A 19543-nucleotide genomic window follows, 5' to 3' on the forward strand; every position below is an offset into this window, starting at 1 on the left:
CAAAATATGACATGCCCAAGGCAGCATCCGGCCTCGGCCTCTCCTCCCCTTCGAGAGGGCGCCCTCCTCAGCGCGGCGAGCGGACGACCTGCATGTCGAGCTCGCGGATCTTCTTGCGCAGCGTGTTACGGTTCAGGCCCAGGAGCTCGGCGGCGCGGATCTGGTTGCCGCGCGTCGCCGCCAGCGCCGCGGCGATCAGCGGCGGCTCGACCTCGCGCAGGATGCGGTGATACAGACCCGGCGGCGGGATGTTGTCGCCGAAACCGACGAAATACTGCCCGAGATGACGCTCCACCGAGCCCGACAGGGTCTCCGAGCGTTCCGGCGCCGTCGCCCCCGAAAAGCTCGCAGGGGCCGAGGCCGGCTGCAGTTCCGCCTCGACGATCGGCGCGGTGATCGTCTCCTGCGGGTAGAGCGCGGCGAGGCGGCGCACCAGATTTTCGAGCTCGCGGACATTGCCGGGCCAGCGATACCGCCGCATCACGTCCATCGCCTCGGAATCGACCTGCTTGCGCGGCAAGCCCTCCTTCTCGACCAGCTGGAAGAAATGCCGGACGAGATCGGGAATATCCTCGACGCGCTCGCGCAGGGGCGGCAGGCGGATCGGCACCACGTTCAGCCGGAAGAACAGATCCTCGCGGAACAGCCCCTGGGCGATCGAGATGCGCAGGTCCTTGTTGGTCGCCGCGACGATCCGGACATTGGTCTTGATCGGGGTGCGGCCGCCCACCGTGGTGTATTCGCCCTGCTGCAGCACGCGCAGCAGCCGCGTCTGGGCCTCCATCGGCATGTCGCCGATCTCGTCCAGGAACAGCGTTCCGCCCTCGGCCTGCTCGAAGCGCCCGGAGGAGCGGGTCAGTGCCCCGGTGAAAGCGCCCTTCTCATGGCCGAACAATTCGGACTCGATCAGGTCCTTCGGGATCGCCGCCATGTTGATCGCGACGAAGGGCCCGTTCTTGCGCTTGCCGTAATCATGCAGCGCGCGGGCGACCAGCTCCTTGCCGGTCCCGGATTCGCCGTTGATCATCACCGTCAGGTCGATCGGCATCAGCCGCGCCAGAGCGCGATAGACGTCCTGCATCGCCTGCGACCGGCCGATCAGCGGGATGTCGTCCGGCTCGCTCGCATTTGCGCGTCCGCCATCGCCGCGCGGGCGGGACAAGGCGCGGCCGACGATGGCGACGAGCTCCTTCAGGTCGAAGGGCTTCGGCAGATATTCATAGGCACCGCGCTCCGAGGCCTTGATCGCGGTCATGAAGGTGTTCTGCGCGCTCATCACGATGATCGGCAGATCGGGCCGGACGCGCTTGATCCGGGGCAGGAGATCGAAGGCATTGCCGTCCGGCATCACCACATCGGTGATGATCAGGTCGCCGAGCCCCTGCGCCGCCCAGGTCCACAGCGTCGCCGCCTGGCCCGTGGTGCGCACCTCATATCCCGCCCGGGCCAGGGCCTGGTTGAGGACGGTCCGGATCGCCGCATCATCATCCGCGACAAGAATGTTTCCGCTCGGCATTCACTCTGTCCTGTAGGCCTCACGCCGCCGCGCCATCAACCCGCGGCTGGTGGAGCGGCAGCAGAATTCGAAAGGTCGTCCGGCGCGGGACGGATTCGCATTCGACGATTCCGCCATGGTCGCCGATCACCTTGGCGACGAGTGCAAGACCAAGGCCACTGCCCTGCGCCTTTGTGGTGACGAAGGGATCGAAGAGATGCGGCAGCAGATCGGAGGGCACCCCCGCGCCATTGTCGCGGATGCCGATCTCGAGCGGCAGGGCGATGCGGCCGGGCGAGCCGGCATGCTGCATCCGGATGCCGGGGCGATAGGCGGTGGTCAGCGTGATCTCGCCGTCGATCGCCGCCTCGCCGATCGCCTCCGAGGCGTTCTTCACCAGATTGAGCAGCACCTGCACCAGCTGGTCGCGATTGCCCGCGACCGGCGGCAGGGACGGGTCATAGACCTCGTTGAAGCGGATGTGCCGGGCGAAGCCCGATTGTGCCAGCCGCTTCACATGGTCGAGAACGTCATGGACGTTGACGGCGTCGCGCTCGGCCGGCCGCTCGTCCCCGAACAGCTCGACCCGCTCGACCAGTTTCACGATCCGGTCGGTCTCGTCGCAGATCAGCTGCGTCAGCAGCCGATCGGCATCGGGCACCGAAGCCTCGAGCAGCTGCGCCGCGCCGCGAATGCCCGATAGCGGGTTCTTGATCTCATGGGCGAGCATCGCGCCCAGCGCCGTGATCGACCGCGCCGCCCCGCGATGGGTCAGCTGCCTGTCCATTTTTTCGGCAATTGTCCGTTCTTGCAGCATAAGCACCACAGCATCGCCCTGACTCGGCAGGGGCGAGGCGAAGACATCGACGATGCGCTCGCCGGCGAGGCGCGGCGAGCCGAGATCGAGCCGGTATTCCGTGACGCTGGCGCCGCGGCGCTGCACCTCCTCGACCAGCGCCAGAACCGGCGAGGCGAAGGACAGGATGTCGTCGATCCGCTGGCGCTTCAGCACTACCGCGCTGGACTGGAACAGGTCCTCGGCGGCGGCATTGGCATAGAGCAGGCTGCGATGCTCGCCGACGACCAGCACCGGCATCGGCAGCACGTTGAGGGCCTGGACCTCCAGCGGATCGAGCAGGTAATCGGCCATGCCCTCGCCTTCGATGAACGCCATTGCCATACGCGGTACCTTCGACTCAGGCTGCAACCCGGTTGCAGCGATCGGAAAACAGCGCCTCCAGAGCCGCGATCACCGGCTGCGGCTGGTCGGCGGTCAGGAGCGTGCGGCGCAATTCGGCGTCGGGCGCCGCGCCGCTCGCCATGGCGTCGTCGGCATAGGCGGCGAGGTGCTTGCGGGCATGCCGCACCCCATGCGCCACGCCCATCAGGCTCAGCAGCCCCTCGTAATGCTCGCGCGCCACGGCCAGCTTCTCCGCCAGCGTCAGGGTCTTCGCCTCGCGCCCGGCGAGTTCGGCCCCGATCGCACCGACCAGCCAGGGCCGGCCGAGCGCCGCCCGCCCGATCATCACGCAATCGGCGCCGGATTGGGCGAGGCAGGCGCGCGCATCGGCGCCGGTATGGATGTCGCCATTGGCGACCAGCGGGAACGACCCCTGCTCGCGCACCGCGCGGATCGCGGCCCAATCGGCCTGGCCCTTGTAGAATTGCTGGCGCGTGCGGCCATGGACGGTGATCATGGCGGCGCCGGCATCGACCGCGCGGCGGGCGAGCTCCGGCGCGTTCAGGGAGGCCGCGTCCCAGCCCAGCCGCATCTTCACCGTCACCGGGATCGACACCGCCTTCACCGCCGCATGGACCAGCGACAGGGCGTGGTCGAGATCGCGCATCAGCGCCGAGCCGGCCCAGCCGCCCGTCACCTTCTTGGCCGGGCAGCCCATATTGATGTCGACGATCGCCGCGCCATTGGCCTCGGCCAGCCGCGCCGCCTCGCCCAGCCAATGCGGATCGCAGCCGGCGAGCTGCACGACATGCGGCGAGATGCCCGCCCCTTCGGCCCGGATCCGCGCCTCTTCGCTGCCGCGCACGAATTCGTCCGAGGCGACCATTTCTGAGATCACCAGGCCGGCCCCGAACCGCGCCGCGATCCGACGCATGACGATGTCGGTCACCCCCGACATCGGCGCCAGAAACGCCCGGGAGCCGAAGGACGCAGCCAGGGGCGCCTCGGCGGGCGCTTCTACGGGCGCGGCCTGTCCGCCTGAGTTTGAGGCAATTACCATGCTGCATATTTATTAGACATTGCTGCAGTTGCGCAAGCGATGATTGCGCCATGCGGCATCGCATCATTTTTCCGGGGCCATCTGGCCGGCGGGCGCTCTGGCCCGCCGCTTGGCGAAACGGCGCTTCGCGCCTATCACAGCGGCATCGCAGGACTTAATCGCTCGTCATGAACCCTGACCCCTCTCCGCCGGCCATCGCCTGCATCATCGTCGCGGCGGGCCGCGGGCTGCGGGCGGGCGGCGACATCCCCAAGCAATATCGCGAGATCGGCGGGCGCTCCGTCCTGGCCCGGACGCTCTCCGTCTTCCTCGGCGAAGCGGAGCTGGCGCAGCTCGTCGTCGTGATCGGTGCCGACGACGCCGATCTCTTCGCCCAGGCGATCGCGGATCTGCCGCGGGCGCGGCTCGGCGCGGCGGTGATCGGCGGCGAGACGCGCCAGGATTCGGTGCGGGCCGGCTTGCAGGCGCTGGCGGCGCAGGGTTTCGACGGCATCGTGCTGGTCCATGACGCGGCGCGGCCCTTCGTGACCGGGGAGCTGATCCGACGGGCGATCGCGGCCGTCGCCCATGTCCCGGGCGCCGTTCCTGCCCTGCCCGTCACCGACACGATCAAGCGCACCGACGGGCAGGGCCGCGTCGTCGAGACGCCCCGCCGCGAGACGCTGATCAGCGTGCAGACGCCGCAGGCCTTCGCCTTCGCCCCCCTGCTCGCGGCGCATGACGCAGCCGCCGCCGGCGGCCAGCACGGCTTCACCGACGATGCGGCGCTGCTGGAATGGGCCGGCCATCCCGTCGCGATATTCCCCGGCGATCCGGCCAATGTGAAACTGACCCATCCGCAGGATTTCGCCGTGCCGCCAGCCCCTTCCTCGCCGCTCGGCGTCCGTGTCGCGACGGGCTATGACGTCCACGCCTTCGCGGACGGCGACCACATCTGGCTCGGCGGCGTCCGCATTCCCCATGAGCGCGGCGTGCTCGCCCATTCCGATGGCGATGTCGCGCTCCATGCACTGACGGACGCCCTGCTCGGGGCGCTGGCGGAGGGCGATATCGGCACGCATTTCCCGCCGAGCGATCCGCGCTGGAAAGGCGCCGCCTCGGACCAGTTTCTGGCTTTCGCCGCCGAGCGCCTGCGTTTGCGCGGCGGACGGATCGATTTCCTCGATCTCACCATCGTCTGCGAAGCGCCGCGCATCGGCCCGCATCGCGACGCGATCCGGGCCCGCATCGCCGAGATCGCGGGGATTCGACCCGATCAGGTGGCGATCAAGGCGACGACCTCGGAGGCGATGGGCTTCACCGGCCGGCGCGAGGGGCTCGCCGCGCTCGCCACCGCGACGTTGCGCCTGCCGGAAACGGAGTGAGCCATGTTCGATGACGAGATCAGGGAACTGGCGAGCGCGGTGCTGGCCGCCTGCCGGGCGCGGCAGCTGACGGTCGCCACCGTCGAATCCTGCACCGGAGGCCTGGTCTGCGGAGCGCTCACCGCCATCGCCGGCTCCTCGGATGTCGTGAATGGCGGGCTCGTCACCTATTCCAACGCCGCCAAGACGGCGCTCGCCGACGTGGCCGACACGCTCCTCGCCGCGCATGGCGCGGTGAGCGAGCCGGTAGCGAGGGCGATGGCCGAGGGCGGGCGCCTGCGTCTCGCTTCATCCCTGGCGGTGTCGATCACCGGCGTCGCCGGCCCGGGCGGCGGCAGTGATGCGAAGCCGGTCGGCCTCGTGCATGTCGCCTGTGCGGGACCGGATACGGTGCGGCATGCGGAGATGCGGTTCGGGCCGCTCTCGCGCGACGAGATCCGCCGCCGCTCGGTCATCAGGGCACTGGAGATGCTGCTGGCGGCGGCGCAGGACTGACGTTCGGCGCGTCCGCAATAGCGCGCCGAGGCGCTCAGACCTTCTGCACCCCATAGACCAGATCCGCCCGGCGCTCGAAGGCCTCGGCGAATTTGCGGAAGGCCTTGTCGAACATCGCGCCCATCAGCAGGCCGAGCATCCGGCTGGCGAATTCATAGGAGATGAAGAAGCCGACCTCGCAGCCGCTGCCATCCGGCCGGAAGGTCCAGCGATTCTCGAGATAGCGGAAGGGCCCGTCGACATATTCGACGAGGATCTTGAGGTTGTCCGGATCGAGCGTCACCCGGCTGGTGAAGGTCTCGCGCACCGCCTTGTAGCCGACCGACATATCGGCCAGCAGCACCTCCCCGCCGCCCTCCCGCGGGGTGCGGCGGCGCACCACCAGCCCCTCGCAGAGCGGCAGGAATTCCGGGTATTTCTCGACATCGGCGACCAGAGCGAACATCTGCTCCGGCGAATGCCGCACCCGCCTGGTGCTGTTGAACATCGGCATGGGCGGCGCCGGCTCAGCCGAGTTTCGCCGCGCGCGCGGCGCGGAGCCTGGCGAAGTCCTCGCCCGCATGATGGGAGGAGCGGGTCAGCGGCGTCGAGGAGACCATCAGGAAGCCTTTGACATAGGCGATCGCCTCGAAACTCTTGAACTCCTCCGGCGTCACGAAGCGGATCACCGCATGGTGCTTGCGCGACGGCGCGAGATATTGCCCGATCGTGATGAAGTCGACATCGGCCGAGCGCAGATCATCCATCAGCTGCAGGACCTCGTTCCGCTCCTCGCCCAGCCCGACCATGATCCCGGATTTGGTGAAGATGCTGGAATCGAGTTCCTTCACCCGCTGCAGCAGCCGCAACGAATGGAAATAGCGGGCGCCCGGCCGCACCGTCAGATATTTCCCCGGCACGGTCTCCAGATTATGGTTGAACACGTCGGGCCGCGCCGCGACCACCACCTCGAGCGCCCCCGGCTTGCGCAGGAAATCCGGCGTCAGGATCTCGATCGTCGTGCCGGGCGAGGCCGCGCGGATCGCGCGGATCACCTGGGCGAAATGCTCCGCACCGCCATCGGCGAGATCGTCGCGATCGACCGAGGTGATGACGACATGCTCGAGCCCGAGCTTGGCGACGGCCTCCGCGACCTTGCGCGGCTCCTCGTGATCAAGCGGCTCCGGCACGCCGGTCTTCACATTGCAGAAGGCGCAGGCCCGCGTGCAGGTGTCGCCCATGATCATGAAGGTGGCGTGCTTCTTCTCCCAGCACTCGCCGATATTCGGGCAGCCGGCCTCCTCGCAGACCGTGACCAGGCTGTTCTGCTTCACGATCTTCTGCGTCTCGGCCCATTTCGGCGAGCCGGGCGCCTTCACCCGAATCCAGTCCGGCTTGCGCAGGATCGGGTTTTCCGGCCGTTTCTGCTTTTCCGGATGACGCGGCAGAGCGGCCGGGCTCTCGGCCTTGGGATTGCCGATATTCGGCCGCGGATCGCGGTTGAGCAGATCGAGAACGAGGGCCATTGCAGCGTCCCATGCGTGGCTCGCGCAGCCGGCGCCGCGCACCAGCCCTAGCTAATGCGCAAGACGCATGAGGGCAACCGGTCCGGTCGCCGCGCCTGGTCCGCCCGGCGAAGTTAGCGCCGCGCGGCGTTCCAGATGGCGATCACCACGACCGCCCCGGCCACCGCCGCCACCATCGTGCCGACGAAGCCGCGGATGGGGATGTCCAGGAGCTCCGCCACCCGCGCGCCCAGGAAAGAGCCGGCGATGCCGACCAGGATGTTGGTCAGCAGCCCATGGCTCGACGAGGTGATGCGTTCGGCGATCCAGCCGGCGATGAGGCCGATGAAGATCGTCGCGAAGAACCCATAGCTCGGCGCGGCCATGGCGGCGTTGATCGTATCCACTGTCAATTCCCTCCAGCCCGGATCGGACCCTGTGGAAACGCCGGCTGGCGGAGCCGGTTCCGTTACGAAAGATCAGGCGATGAAACGGGCCAGCAGCACCACGAGGATGGCACCGATCACCGCCATCGCCGCCTCGTCCAGGATGCGATAGCCGGTGCGCACCCGCCAGCCGGTGACGCGCACCAGCCCCTGCCCGACCAGCATCCCGAGCAGCCCGACCACGGCGTGGCGCAGCAGCCCGCCCCCGCCCACGATGAGGCTCGCCGCGAAGCCGGTCGCCGTGCCCAGGGCGATGGTCGGCGCGAGCCTGCGCCAGTCGATCACCGGCGGGCGCTGCGGCGGCAGGATCTCGATCCGGTCGGCCGGGATCGCATCGGCCTCGCGCGCCGCGGCCTTGCGCGGCGCGCGCTTGCGCGGAGCGGCGCGGCGGGTTTCTGGCTTGTCCGGATCGGGAGGCATCGTCATGCGGCTGCATATGCCCCCGCAGCGGTCGAACTTCCAGCCCGCTCGCCGGGCTCAGGCGTTCAGCGCCTTGCCATAGGCGTCGAGCACGCTTTCCTTCAACATTTCCGACAGGGTCGGATGCGGGAAGATCGTGTGCATCAGCTCTTCCTCGGTGGTCTCGAGGTTCATCGCCACCACGAATCCCTGGATCAGCTCCGTCACCTCCGCACCGACCATATGGGCGCCGAGCAGCTTGCCGGTCTTGGCGTCGAAGATCGTCTTGACCATCCCGGAATCCTCGCCCAGCGCCACCGCCTTGCCATTGGCGACGAAGGGGAACCGGCCGACTTTCAGATCGTAGCCGGCTTCCTTGGCCTTGGCCTCGGTCAGCCCCACGCTGGCGATCTGCGGATGGCAATAGGTGCAGCCCGGAATCATCAGCTTGTCCATGGGATGCGGATGCAGCCCCTTGATCGCCTCGACGCAGATCACGCCCTCATGCTCGGCCTTGTGGGCGAGCAGCGGCGGACCGGCGACGTCGCCGATCGCGTAGATGCCTTTCACATTGGTGCGGCACAGCCCGTCGATGGCGATGAAGCCGCGATCGGTCTTCACGCCCACCGCCTCGAGCCCGATATTCTCGATATTGGCGACGACGCCGACCGCGGAGATCATGCGCTCCGCCGTGATCGTCTGCTTGCCGCCCTTGTCGTCCTCGATATGGGCGGTGACGGCGTCGGCGCTCTTCTCGACCTTGGTGACCTTCGAGCCGGTCAGGATCCTGATGCCCTGCTTCTCGAAGGCCTTGCGGGCGAAGGCGCCGATCTCGGCATCCTCGATCGGCACGACCTGCTGCATCACCTCGACGACGGTGACCTCGACGCCCATCGTCCGGTAGAAGGAGGCGAATTCGATGCCGATCGCGCCGGACCCCATCACCAGCAGGGATTTGGGCATGGTCTTCGGCACCATCGCCTCGAAATAGGTCCAGATCAGCTTGCCGTCGGGCTCGAGCCCGGGCAGCGCGCGCGGCCGCGCCCCGGTCGCGACGATGATGTGGTCAGCGGTGTAGCTGCCCTCGCCCTTGACGTTCTTGGGCGGCGGGACCTGCGGCTGCACCGGCGGCTTGCGCGTCGGCACGACGGAAATGGCGCCGGGCTTGGTGATCGTAGCCTCGCCCCAGATCACGTCGACCTTGTTCTTCTTCATCAGGAACTGCACGCCATTGTTCATCCGCGCCGCGATCCCGCGCGACCGCTTCACGATCGCCTCGAGATCGGCCTTGAACGAACCCTCCAGCACCAGCCCGTAATCCTTGGCGTGCTGGCCGTAATGCATGATCTCGGCCGAGCGCAGCAGCGCTTTGGTCGGGATGCAGCCCCAGTTAGAGCAGATGCCGGCGAGATGTTCGCGCTCGACGATCGCGGTCCTGAAGCCGAGCTGCGCGGCACGGATCGCGGCGACATAGCCGCCGGGGCCGGAGCCGATGATGATGATGTCGTAATCAGCCATGGATCACCTGAACTCCTCCCCTCCCGCCGCTGGGGAGAGGCTGGGGATGGGGGGCGGGCGACTGCGCGCCCAGCCCCGGATCAGCGTCGCGTCAGACCAGCATCGCCATGGGCTTTTCGATAAAGCCCTTGAACGCCGCCAGCAGCTCGGCACCGAGCGCGCCGTCGACGGCGCGATGGTCGGTCGAGAGCGTCACCGACATCACCGTCGCGACCGCCAGCTGGCCGCCCTTCACCACCGCCCGCTGCTCCCCGGCTCCGACCGCCAGGATCGTCGCATGCGGCGGGTTGACCACGGCCGCGAAATCCTTGACCCCGAACATGCCGAGGTTGGACACGGCGGTGGTGCCGCCCTGATATTCTTCCGGCTTGAGCTTGCGCGCCTTCGCCCGGGCCGCGAGATCCTTCATCTCGTTGGAGATCTGCGACAGCGTCTTGTGGCAGGCGTCGCGGATGATCGGGGTGATCAGCCCGCCCGGGATCGACACGGCGACGCCGACATCGGCGTGCTTGTGCTTCAGCATCGTGTTCTCGGTCCAGCTGACATTGGCGTCGGGCACCGCCCGCAGCGCGAGCGCCAGCGCCTTGATCACCATGTCGTTGACCGAGAGCTTGTAGGCCGGCTTGCCGTCCTTCTCCGGCGCGGCGGCGTTCAGCTCCGCGCGCAGCTTCAGCAGCGCGTCGAGCTCGCAATCCACCGTGACGTAGAAATGCGGTATGGTCTGCTTCGACTCGGTCAGGCGGCGCGCGATGGTCTTGCGCATGCCGTCATGCGGGATCTCCTCGAAGGAGCCGGCGGGGAAGAGCTTCTTGACCATATCGTCGGGCATGCCGGCCGGCATCGCGGCCGCGGCGGGCTTGGCTGCGGCAGCGGCCGGGGCGCCCTGCGCCGAGGCGGCAGGCGCGGCCTTGGCGCCGCCACCGGCCTTGGCGGCCTCGACGTCCTTCTCGACGATCCGGCCATGCGGACCAGAACCCTTGATGGCGGCGAGGTCGAGCCCGGCCTCCTTCGCCAGCCGCCTCGCCAGCGGCGACGCGAAGGCGCGCTCACCCGAGGCGGCTGCGGCGGCCGGCTTCGGCGCCTCGGCCCTGGCGGGCTGCGCCTGGGGCGCTTCGGTCTTCGGAGCGTCCGCCTTGGGGGCCTCGGCCTTGGGCGCCTCGGTCTTGGGTGCCTCGGTCTTGGCAGTAGCGGGCTTGGCCGGCGCGCTGGCCGCGCTCGCATCCTCGCCCTCGGCCGCGATCACGCCGATGATCTCGTTGACGGCGACGTCGGAGGTGCCTTCCGGCACCACGATCTTGGCCAGGATGCCCTCGTCGACGGCCTCGACCTCCATCGTCGCCTTGTCGGTCTCGATCTCGGCGATGATGTCGCCGGATTTGATCGTGTCGCCTTCCTTCTTCAGCCATTTCGCCAGATTGCCCTTCTCCATGGTCGGAGAGAGCGCGGGCATCAGGATGTTGGTCGCCATCGATCAACCCTCTCAGCGATAGCAGACGGCCTTGGCCGCCTGGATGACTTCGCCGACATTCGGCAGGGCGAGCTTTTCGAGATTGGCGGCATAGGGCATCGGCACGTCCTTGCCGGTGACGCGGGCGACCGGCGCGTCGAGATAGTCGAACGCCGCCTCCATGATCCGCATGCCGATCTCGGCCGTCACCCCCGATTGCGGGAAGCCTTCCTCGACCGCGACGCAGCGATGCGTCTTCTGCACCGAGGCGATCACCGTCTCGATATCCATCGGCCGGATCGTCCGGAGGTCGATCACCTCGGCCTCGATGCCCTCCTTCGCCAGCTCCTCGGCGGCGGCGAGCGAATAGGTCATGCCGATGCCGAAGGAGACGATGGTGACGTCCTTGCCGGCGCGCGCGACCTTCGCCTTGCCGATCGGCACCAGGAAATCATCGCCCTTCGGCACCTCGAAGGAGCGGCCGTAGAGGATTTCGTTCTCGAGGAAGATGATCGGGTTGGGATCGCGGATCGCGCTCTTCAGGAGCCCCTTCGCATCGGCTGCGCTGTAGGGCATCACCACCTTCAGCCCGGGCACGTTCGAGTACCAGGCGGCATAATCATGGCTGTGCTGCGCGCCGACGCGGGCGGCGGCGCCGTTGGGGCCGCGGAACACGATCGGGCAGCCCATCTGGCCACCCGACATGTAGAGCGTCTTGGCGGCGGAGTTGATGATCTGGTCGATCGCCTGCATGGCGAAGTTGAAGGTCATGAACTCGACGATCGGCCGCAGCCCGGTCAGCGCGGCGCCGACGCCGATGCCGGCGAAGCCATGCTCGGTGATCGGCGTATCGATGACCCGCTTCGGCCCGAATTCCTGCAGCAGCCCCTGGGTGACCTTGTAGGCGCCCTGATATTCCGCGACCTCCTCGCCCATCACGAAGACGTCGCCGTCGCGCCGCATCTCCTCGGCCATGGCGTCCCGCAGAGCCTCGCGCACCGTCATCGTCACGAGTTCGGCGCCGGCCGGGAATTCGGCGGAGGCGTCGTAGCTCTTCGGCGTCGCCGGTGGATTGGCCACCGCCGATTCCGCCTTCGGCGCAGCCGCGGTCTGGGGCGCTTCGCCGGTCGCGGCGGGCGGCGCCGATTCGGCCATCTTCGGGTCGCTCGCGGGCTTCGCCGCTCCGCCGGCCGCGGCCGCGCTCGCATCCTCGCCCTCGGCCGCGATGATCCCGATCGGCGTGTTCACGGCGACGTTGTCGGTGCCGTCGGCGATCAGGATCTTGGCCAGGATGCCCTCGTCCACCGCCTCGACTTCCATCGTCGCCTTGTCGGTCTCGATTTCGGCGATGATGTCGCCGGCCTTCACCGTGTCGCCCTCGGCCTTGAGCCATTTGGCGAGCTTGCCTTGCTCCATGGTCGGAGACAGCGCAGGCATGAGAATGTCGATCGGCATGAACGCACCCGGATGTGAAACTGGGAATGGACGGTGTGGATGGGGCGTCAGGGCGGATCAGCCCTGCGCCGGCTCCAGCAGGATGTCGGTGAAGAGCTCCGAGACATCGGGCTCCGGGTCATGCGTCGCGAATTCCGCGGCGTCGTTGACGATCTCGCGCACCTTGGCGTCGATCGCCTTGAGCTCGTCCTCGCCGACCTTGAAGTCGCGCGTCAGGCGGCCCCTCACCTGCTCGATCGGATCATGCTCCTCGCGCATGCGCTGGACCTCGTCCTTCGAGCGGTATTTCGCGGGGTCGGACATGGAATGGCCGCGATAGCGATAGGTCTGCATTTCCAGGATGTAGGGCCCCTTGCCGGAGCGGGCATGCTCGATGGCGCGGGCCCCCGCGGCGCGCACCGCCCGCACATCCATGCCGTCGACCTGCTCGCCCGGAATGCCGAAAGACAGGCCGCGCTTGGAGAAATCGGTCTGGGCCGAGGCGCGGTTGACCGAGGTGCCCATCGCGTAGCGGTTGTTCTCGATCACGAAGACGACCGGCAGCTTCCAGAGCTGGGCCATGTTGAAGCTCTCATAGACCTGGCCCTGATTGGCCGCCCCGTCGCCGAAATAGGCGAGCGACACCCGCCCATCCTCGCGATACCAGTTGGCGAAGCCGAGCCCCGCGCCGAGCGAGACCTGCGCGCCGACGATGCCGTGGCCGCCGTAAAAATTCTTCTCGCGGGAGAACATGTGCATCGAGCCGCCCTTGCCGCGGGAATAGCCGCCGCGCCGCCCGGTGAGCTCGGCCATCACGCCGCGCGATTCCATGCCGCAGGCCAGCATATGGCCGTGGTCGCGATAGCCGGTGATGACCTGGTCGCCCTCCTTCGAGGCCATCTGCATGCCGATCACCACGGCTTCCTGCCCGATATAGAGGTGGCAGAAGCCGCCGATCAGCCCCATGCCGTACATCTGCCCGGCCTTCTCCTCGAAGCGGCGGATCAGCAGCATCTCGCGATAGGCGTGCAGCTCCTCGTCCTTGCTGAAGCCCGGCATGTTGCTCAAGCCCGGCGCGCTCTTATCCGCCCTGGCGGAGCCTGATTTGACCGCGGATTTGGCGGGGGCTGGGCTTTTCGTCTTGCGCGCGGCAATGGCCATCGGCGGTCCTCCAGAGAACTTCGCCTTTGGTTGTAGAGGATCGCAAAACGCTTGGCGAGGGAGCCATCTCGCAGTGCAGCATTAGTTAACCGGCTGAAAGTACAGCCGATTTAGTGATTAACTCGATTTCAGTTAATCGGACCGTCCGTGACTATTGCGGGGCGCTCAGCGCCCCATGATCACGACGTCGTTCTTGTGCAGGCGGCCGAGGCTGCTGCGGGCGTTCTCTTCCAGCAGGTCACGATCCACCGCATCGTCGCGGACCAGCGCCAGGCGCTGCTCCCACAGCGAACGCTCGGCGGTCAGCGCCGCGAGCTCGCCATGCAGCGTCCGGATATCTTCCTTCAGCGTGTCGCGGGCGGCGATGCCGCGGGCGCCATGCTGGGCATGGAACATGAAATAGCTCACCGCCGCCCCCGAGACGAGATAGAGCGCGAGGGTGACGAGCAGGGAGCGGACGCCGCGGCGAATGACCATTCCGCGACGCTAGGCGAAGGTGGTTTCCGGCTCGTTAACGCAGCCGGCCGCTGACCACCATCGTCGCGGCGTCGCTTGCCTGCCGGTCGGCCGCGATGGCGGCCAGATCCGCCTCGATCCGCCGCGCCGTCGGCAGGCGGTAATGCACCGCGTCCCAGAATTTCTCGTCGGGGCGGGTCAGCGGCGAGGCGAAGGCGTAATCGGCGAGGACGAGGCCGCGCCGGCTCGCCAGGCCGGCGATCTCCGCCTTGCAGGCCGCCAGGCGCTGCCAGCCCGCCGTGCCCTGGCGCGGATATTGGCCGGCATGGATCGGCGGCATCACGAGAATGCCCCGCGTGCCCTGCGAAAACCCGTCCAGCGCCCGCTCCAGCCAGGCCAGGGCCGGGAAGCGCCAGCTGGCCCGCAGCGCGGCGGGCACCGTCTCGGGCTCGGGCAAGGGGGTGGTGTCGGCCGGTACGCCGCCATGGGAGGCGTAGATATGTGCCCGGGCCCGGGCGATGTCGTAGAACGGCTCGGGCGGGGTGAAGACCTCGTAGCCGTCGCCGCGGATCCGCTCCGGCATCAGGCCCAGCCGGTGGGCCAGCAGCCTCGTCGCGATCTCGATCGTCGTCAGGTTCAGCTGGCGCGGGATATCGGTCAGCGAAGCCTCGTCATAGAGCCAGGGCGGGAAGGCGCGCGGCGTCAGGCGGCGGGCGGGATCGGTCGCATCCGCATCGCACCAGAAGGTATCGATGCCCCAGATGAAGAAGCGCGGCGTCGGGACCTGGCGCTGGAACAGCTTCACCATCTCGATCTGTTCCCAGGGCGTCGCGGCGTTCATGGCGAGATTGGCGAAGCGCCCGCCGATGCCGCCCGACAGCGCCTGGGGATCGAGCAGGCGCAGGGTCGAGGTGCCGAAGACGGCGGCATCGAAGGCGCCGGAGCGGACCAGCTGCGGATACATGAAGCGCTGGTTGATATCCATGATCGGCCGCGCCCGCTGGCCCGGGCCGATGCGGATGCCGAACGGGTCGAGGATCGCGACATAGCCGAGCAGCAGCAAGACCAGCGCGGCGCCGGTGGCCAGGAACGCCATCGTCCAGCGTCGCCAGCCGGCGGCCGCCGCGAAAGCGGCTGGAGGATCGGACAGGGTCATGGCGCGCTTCTGCCACAGCCTCTTAAGACGAACAATGTTGACCCGCCCGCGGCACCTGCCTATGTGAGCGCACCGGTGAGGGCGGGTAGCTCAGTGGTAGAGCACGTGACTTTTAATCATGTGGTCGAGGGTTCGATCCCCTCCCCGCTCACCATCTCCCGCCGATCAGCAGGCCATCGAGGGTTTTGCGCGAGCTGGAGAGAGCTGCGCCAGAGAGGCGGGCCGCGCCGTTCGAATCGGATCCTCTCCTCAGGCAGAAGCATCCGCGGATCCGTCCCGCATCCCGGCCACCCCATCGCAAAAAAGGCCCCGTCGCAGGACGGGGCCCTCTGATGTCGCTCGACCGAAGATCGAGACCGTTAGCCTGACCTCTCTCAGCCCGGCATGCGGCCATCGGGCGTGTAGCGGTCGACGGCGTCCGGCAGGCGCGTCGCCAGGCGCCTGGTCAGCTCCTCGCGGCTGAGCCCGGTCTGGGCCACCAGCTTCTCCATCACATCCGGACCGATGGCCTGTTCCAGGTCGCGATCGTCGATCGGCTGGTTCGGCCCCGAACGCACCCAGGAATCGGCGGCGTCACCGCGATTGGCCTGTTTGAACCGTTCGATCAGCTCCTGGATCCCGCTGCCCAGCATGCCGCCGATCCCGCCAGCCGCAGGCGCACCCGCGCCGCCCAGCACGCCATCGAGCCCGGCCGGGGCGCCCTGCGGCTGCCGGCCCTGCTGCATGCCGCCGAACCACTCCGCGAGCTTGTCGCGGTTCTGATAGCCGGCCACGGCCAGGAGCCCGAGAAGAGCCGTCATGGACGGCAGCCCGTTCGAATTCGCCATTGTCATCTCCCATAATGCGCGCTGTGGCGGCCGGCTCACCGAGAGCCCACCGGGCTTCAGTGAAGCGCCCGCGCCGATCGTGGGGGACAACCTGTCGATCGGTTCCCGGTTCCGGGGCCGGCGGCGCGGAACCAAGCGGCGTTCCCGGAGATTCCTTAGGCGGCAAGAGGAGATCGACCATGGCAGACGACAAGACGAATCGCGGACCGCAGGACCGCTCGCGCATCAATCTCGGCGAGGATTACGAGGTGCGCTATTGGACCGACAGGCTCGGCGTCTCGAAATCGCAGCTGGAAGAGGTGGTGCGCCAGGTCGGCCCCTCGGCGAAGGCAGTCGAGGACGCCTTGCGTAAGCAGACCCTCGGCTGAACGCGAGTGTCGCATTCTCTCGGCGGGCGGGATCGGCCGCGGACGCCCGCTGCCGGCCCGTGCGCCGGTGGCTTCTTCGGTTAGCCTTTGATTATGAACGCTTATTCATGGAACTGGCGCGGCGGTCACGCCGTTGTGAGTGGGTCTGGGGGGATCCACTTCAGTTCAGGGAAGAGAAGGTCATGATCAAGAATCTCGTTCTCGCCACCGCGCTGACCCTCGCTCCGGCAGCCGCTTTCGCCCAGTCCAGTTCGGGTGCGGCCGGCGGCGCGGCCAGCGGCGCAGCCACGGGTGCTGTCGGTGGAGCCATCGTCGGCGGGCCCGCGGGAGCCGCGGTCGGCGCAGCCGGCGGTGCCGTGGCCGGAGCCGTCGTGGGCGGCATCGCCGCCGATCAGCGCCAGGAATTCCGCACCTATGTGACCGAGCAGAAGGTTCCCTCCGCCACCTATCGCGAGCAGGTCGTGGTCGGCGCGACCCTGCCGGAGACGATCACCTATCGCGAGGTCCCGGCGAAATACGGCAAAACCGAATATCGCTACACGGTCGTGAACAACAAGACCGTGCTGGTCGAGCCGAAGACCCGCAAGATCGTCCAGATCATCGAGTGATCCCGCGAAGCTCACCCTCCAGGGGGTGAGCTTCCCCTCCCGCATCTTCGCTCGCCGAGCGCAAGATTGTCGCTCGCCGAGCGAATTCCACAGCATGAAGGATGAAGTAATGATCAGGACGTTTCTGATGGCTGCCGGCATCGCAGCCACCGCTCTCATCGCCGCCCCTGCCCAGTCGCAGGTCACGGTCGAGACCCGCATCGACCGCCCCGGCTTTGACGGCCCGCGCTATCGGGATCGGCCTGGCTACGAGGTTCGGCGCGTCGAGCGCCGCGTCGTGCGCGAACGGCCCCGCGACTGCCGTATCATCGAGAAGCGCCGGATCAACCGCTTCGGCGAACGCGTGATCACCCGCAGCCGCGTTTGCGGCTGACGCTCCTGCGGTGGGGTTCGCCCCACCGCATCCTCCGCCCGCCGATCACTCAGATCTGAGGCTGCGCCAGCCGCGCGATGCGGCCGACGCCACCGCACATTCCAGAAAATGCACCCCCCGCGCGCCGTCTTCGACGCGAGGGTAGTCGGCATCGAGCGGATCGGCGATAAGCCCCGCCTGCCGCGCGCCGATATCGGCAAAGATGCCGCGATAGAGGTTGGCGAAGGCCTCGATGAACCCCTCGGGATGACCGCTCGGCAGCCGCGTAGCGCGCCGCGCCGCTTCGCCCAGCCAGGGCGAGCCCCGGGTCCAGATCTGCGCTGGGCCATCGCTGCGGAAATGCCCGAGCCGGTTGGGCTCCTCCTGCCGCCACTCCAGGGTGCCAGCCTCGCCCGCGATGCGCAGCCGCAAGTCGTTCTCCATCCCCGCATTGATCTGCGAAGCCACGAGCACGCCGCGCGCGCCGCCCTTGAAGCGCAGCAGCAGGCTGGCGTCGTCGTCGAGCATGCGTCCGGGAACCAGGGCGCCGAGATCGGCGACCAGTTCCTCGATCTCGAGGCCGGTCACCGTCGCCACCAGATTCTCCGCATGGGAGCCGATATCGCCGAGCGCCCCGGCGATCCCGCTGCGCGCCGGATCGGTGCGCCATCCCGCCTGCTTGTTGCCGGTGCTCTCCAGCGCCGTCGCCAGCCAGCCCTGATTATACTCGACCACCACCTTGCGGATCGCGCCCAGCGCGCCCGACCGGACCATCTCCCGCGCCTGCCGGACCAGGGGGTAGCCGGTGTAGTTGTAGGTCACGCCGAAGACCGTGCCCCGGGCGGCGACGGCCGCGACGAGCGCCTCCGCCTGTTCGCCATTATGCACCAGTGGCTTGTCGCAGACGACGTTGAACCCGGCCTCGGTGAAGGCCTGGGCGATCGGGAAATGGCTGTCCGTCGGCGTGACGATGACCACGGCGTCGACGCGCTCGGCGGGCGCGCGCTTCAGCTCGGCCTCCAGGAGCCGCTGCCAGCTCGGATGATTGTGCCGGTCGGGAATGCCGAGCGCACGGCCCGAGTCCAGCGCCCGCTCGGGTGTCGAGGAGAAGGCGCCGGCCGCGAGCACGGCGAGGCCGTCCAGCGCGATGGCATGGCGATGCACCGCGCCGATGAAGGCGCCCTGCCCGCCGCCGACCATGGCGTAGCGCAGCCGCCGCGGGGTCTGCTCGATCATCCGGACGTCTCCAGCCTGGCTTGGGGGCTGCCACCCTCGGGCGCGAGGGCGGCAGCCGGTCGATCCGCCGTCAGAACGGCGAGTCGGGGAAGTGGAAGTCCTTGGCGTTGGACTTGTCGATCAGCACCGAGGGGATGATCGTCGTGGCCGGCAGCTTCTCGCCCTTCAGCCGGGCTTCCGCGGTCAGGGTGATCGCGTCGTAGATGAACTTGGGGGAATAGCTGACATTGGCCTGGATCCGCGGATCCTTGCCGTCGATGATCAGCTTGACCATGTCCTTGGCCCCGGCGCCGCCGAAGATGATCTTGATGTCCTTGCGGCCGGCCTGCTCGATCGCCCGCATCGCGCCGAAGGCCATGTCGTCATCGGCCGCCCAGAACGCGTCGATCTCCTTGAAGCGGGTCAGGAAATCCTGCGTCACCTTATAGGCGTCGTCCCGGTTCCAATTGGCGAATTTCGCGTCGAGCAGCTTCACGTCCGGATGGGCCTTGAGCACCGCGTTGAAGGCGTCCATGCGCTCGGTGTCGAGCGTGGTCGGAATGCCGCGCAGCGCCACGACATTGCCCTTCCCGCCCAGCGTCTTGACGATGTACTCCGCCGGGATCCTGCCGAAGGCGGTGTTGTCGCCGGCGACATAGGCATCCTGCGCGGCCGTGTCGGTGAGGCCGCGATCGACCACGGTGACATAGGCGCCCTTGGCCTTCACATTGGCCACCGGCCGCGTCAGCGCCGCGGATTCGAAGGGGAAGACGACGAGCGCGTTGATCCTGTTGACCGTGCTGAGATCCTGCAGCTGGTTGGCCTGCTCGGTGGCGTTGGCGGCGGTGCGGATGGTGATCTTGAGGTCCTTGTGCTTGGCCTCGAGATCCTTCTTCGCCTGGTTGGCCCAGTAGTTGATGCCGCCCATGAAGCTGTGCGTGGCGGCCGGGATCGAGACGCCGAGATTGACGGGTTCGGCGGCCGCCCCCGTGGCGGTGAAGGCGAGGCTCACGGCCGCGGCGGCGAGCAGAAGGCTGCGTCTGGTCTTCGTCTGCATCGGTTCTCTCCCTGTATCGGC

Annotated in this window: 21 protein-coding genes and 1 tRNA gene; 6 read left to right on the forward strand and 16 right to left on the reverse strand. The window is 68.0% G+C overall.

The features are described from left to right. Positions 1-67: 67 nt before the first annotated feature. Genes ntrC through dusB form a run of 3 tightly spaced genes read right to left on the reverse strand, consistent with a single transcriptional unit; the run spans position 68 to position 3735 of the window. Positions 68-1516 (reverse strand): nitrogen regulation protein NR(I), encoded by a 1449-nt coding sequence (ntrC, locus tag ASG72_RS15010; RefSeq protein WP_056713554.1) that lies wholly within the window; start codon positions 1514-1516, stop codon positions 68-70. Positions 1517-1535: 19 nt separating this feature from the next. Further along, complete coding sequence (locus ASG72_RS15015; RefSeq protein WP_156396025.1) at positions 1536-2645, reverse strand: ATP-binding protein; 1110 nt, start codon at positions 2643-2645, stop codon at positions 1536-1538. A gap of 46 nt (positions 2646-2691) precedes the next feature. After that, positions 2692-3735, reverse strand: a complete 1044-nt coding sequence (dusB, locus tag ASG72_RS15020; protein ID WP_082540369.1) for a tRNA dihydrouridine synthase DusB — start codon at positions 3733-3735, stop codon at positions 2692-2694. A 167-nt stretch (positions 3736-3902) separates the two neighbouring features. On the opposite strand from dusB, the gene ASG72_RS15025 reads away from it, so the two are divergent. Further along, positions 3903-5099, forward strand: a complete 1197-nt coding sequence (locus ASG72_RS15025) for a bifunctional 2-C-methyl-D-erythritol 4-phosphate cytidylyltransferase/2-C-methyl-D-erythritol 2,4-cyclodiphosphate synthase (protein ID WP_056713558.1) — start codon at positions 3903-3905, stop codon at positions 5097-5099. Positions 5100-5102: 3 nt separating this feature from the next. After that, on the forward strand, positions 5103-5594 hold the full coding sequence (locus tag ASG72_RS15030; protein WP_056713561.1) for a CinA family protein: 492 nt from the start codon (positions 5103-5105) through the stop codon (positions 5592-5594). A 34-nt stretch (positions 5595-5628) separates the two neighbouring features. Here ASG72_RS15030 and ASG72_RS15035 read toward each other — a convergent pair whose 3' ends face one another. The 10 genes from ASG72_RS15035 to ASG72_RS15080 all read right to left on the reverse strand — a co-directional run bounded on the left by ASG72_RS15035 (position 5629) and on the right by ASG72_RS15080 (position 15095). Continuing rightward, positions 5629-6087: a type II toxin-antitoxin system RatA family toxin gene (locus ASG72_RS15035; RefSeq protein WP_056713563.1), complete on the reverse strand. Its 459-nt coding sequence runs from the start codon at positions 6085-6087 to the stop codon at positions 5629-5631. 13 nt (positions 6088-6100) lie between these two features. Further along, entirely contained in the window at positions 6101-7099 is a 999-nt protein-coding gene (lipA, locus tag ASG72_RS15040; RefSeq protein ID WP_056713566.1) for a lipoyl synthase, read from the reverse strand. 113 nt (positions 7100-7212) lie between these two features. Then, the gene (locus ASG72_RS15045) at positions 7213-7485 is read right to left on the reverse strand and encodes a GlsB/YeaQ/YmgE family stress response membrane protein (RefSeq protein WP_056713570.1); all 273 of its coding nucleotides are present in this window, start codon (positions 7483-7485) and stop codon (positions 7213-7215) included. 72 nt (positions 7486-7557) lie between these two features. Next, entirely contained in the window at positions 7558-7950 is a 393-nt protein-coding gene (locus ASG72_RS15050; RefSeq protein ID WP_056713572.1) for a hypothetical protein, read from the reverse strand. 51 nt (positions 7951-8001) lie between these two features. Beyond that, positions 8002-9441 (reverse strand): dihydrolipoyl dehydrogenase, encoded by a 1440-nt coding sequence (gene lpdA, locus ASG72_RS15055; RefSeq protein WP_056713575.1) that lies wholly within the window; start codon positions 9439-9441, stop codon positions 8002-8004. A 91-nt stretch (positions 9442-9532) separates the two neighbouring features. Next, positions 9533-10909: a pyruvate dehydrogenase complex dihydrolipoamide acetyltransferase gene (locus tag ASG72_RS15060; protein WP_056713577.1), complete on the reverse strand. Its 1377-nt coding sequence runs from the start codon at positions 10907-10909 to the stop codon at positions 9533-9535. Between the two features lie 12 nt (positions 10910-10921). Further along, positions 10922-12343: a pyruvate dehydrogenase complex E1 component subunit beta gene (locus ASG72_RS15065; RefSeq protein ID WP_056713580.1), complete on the reverse strand. Its 1422-nt coding sequence runs from the start codon at positions 12341-12343 to the stop codon at positions 10922-10924. A 57-nt stretch (positions 12344-12400) separates the two neighbouring features. Continuing rightward, positions 12401-13381, reverse strand: a complete 981-nt coding sequence (gene pdhA / locus ASG72_RS15070; protein ID WP_244488819.1) for a pyruvate dehydrogenase (acetyl-transferring) E1 component subunit alpha — start codon at positions 13379-13381, stop codon at positions 12401-12403. Between the two features lie 267 nt (positions 13382-13648). Then, complete coding sequence (locus ASG72_RS15075; RefSeq protein ID WP_056713585.1) at positions 13649-13960, reverse strand: septum formation initiator family protein; 312 nt, start codon at positions 13958-13960, stop codon at positions 13649-13651. Positions 13961-13994: 34 nt separating this feature from the next. Further along, complete coding sequence (locus tag ASG72_RS15080) at positions 13995-15095, reverse strand: hypothetical protein (protein ID WP_056713587.1); 1101 nt, start codon at positions 15093-15095, stop codon at positions 13995-13997. Between the two features lie 79 nt (positions 15096-15174). On the opposite strand from ASG72_RS15080, the gene ASG72_RS15085 reads away from it, so the two are divergent. Beyond that, positions 15175-15249, forward strand: a tRNA-Lys gene (locus ASG72_RS15085). A gap of 220 nt (positions 15250-15469) precedes the next feature. Here ASG72_RS15085 and ASG72_RS15090 read toward each other — a convergent pair. Then, on the reverse strand, positions 15470-15895 hold the full coding sequence (locus tag ASG72_RS15090; protein ID WP_244488820.1) for a YidB family protein: 426 nt from the start codon (positions 15893-15895) through the stop codon (positions 15470-15472). A gap of 206 nt (positions 15896-16101) precedes the next feature. Here ASG72_RS15090 and ASG72_RS15095 point away from each other — a divergent pair, with 206 nt between their 5' ends. The 3 genes from ASG72_RS15095 to ASG72_RS15105 all read left to right on the forward strand — a co-directional run bounded on the left by ASG72_RS15095 (position 16102) and on the right by ASG72_RS15105 (position 17271). Further along, positions 16102-16290: a DUF3606 domain-containing protein gene (locus tag ASG72_RS15095; RefSeq protein ID WP_056713593.1), complete on the forward strand. Its 189-nt coding sequence runs from the start codon at positions 16102-16104 to the stop codon at positions 16288-16290. Positions 16291-16472: 182 nt separating this feature from the next. Next, positions 16473-16898, forward strand: coding sequence for a DUF1236 domain-containing protein (locus ASG72_RS15100; protein WP_056713595.1), 426 nt, complete (start codon positions 16473-16475; stop codon positions 16896-16898). A 94-nt stretch (positions 16899-16992) separates the two neighbouring features. Further along, positions 16993-17271 (forward strand): hypothetical protein, encoded by a 279-nt coding sequence (locus tag ASG72_RS15105; protein ID WP_156395985.1) that lies wholly within the window; start codon positions 16993-16995, stop codon positions 17269-17271. Between the two features lie 45 nt (positions 17272-17316). Here the strand turns inward: ASG72_RS15105 and ASG72_RS15110 are convergent, their stop codons facing one another. Beyond that, positions 17317-18486, reverse strand: a complete 1170-nt coding sequence (locus tag ASG72_RS15110) for a Gfo/Idh/MocA family oxidoreductase (RefSeq protein WP_056713601.1) — start codon at positions 18484-18486, stop codon at positions 17317-17319. A 70-nt stretch (positions 18487-18556) separates the two neighbouring features. Next, positions 18557-19522, reverse strand: a complete 966-nt coding sequence (locus ASG72_RS15115) for a substrate-binding domain-containing protein (protein ID WP_056713604.1) — start codon at positions 19520-19522, stop codon at positions 18557-18559. Between the last annotated feature and the right edge of the window lie 21 nt (positions 19523-19543).

It is taken from the genome of Allobosea sp. Leaf344 (assembly GCF_001426225.1).
In the GTDB taxonomy this organism is placed as follows: domain Bacteria; phylum Pseudomonadota; class Alphaproteobacteria; order Rhizobiales; family Beijerinckiaceae; genus Allobosea.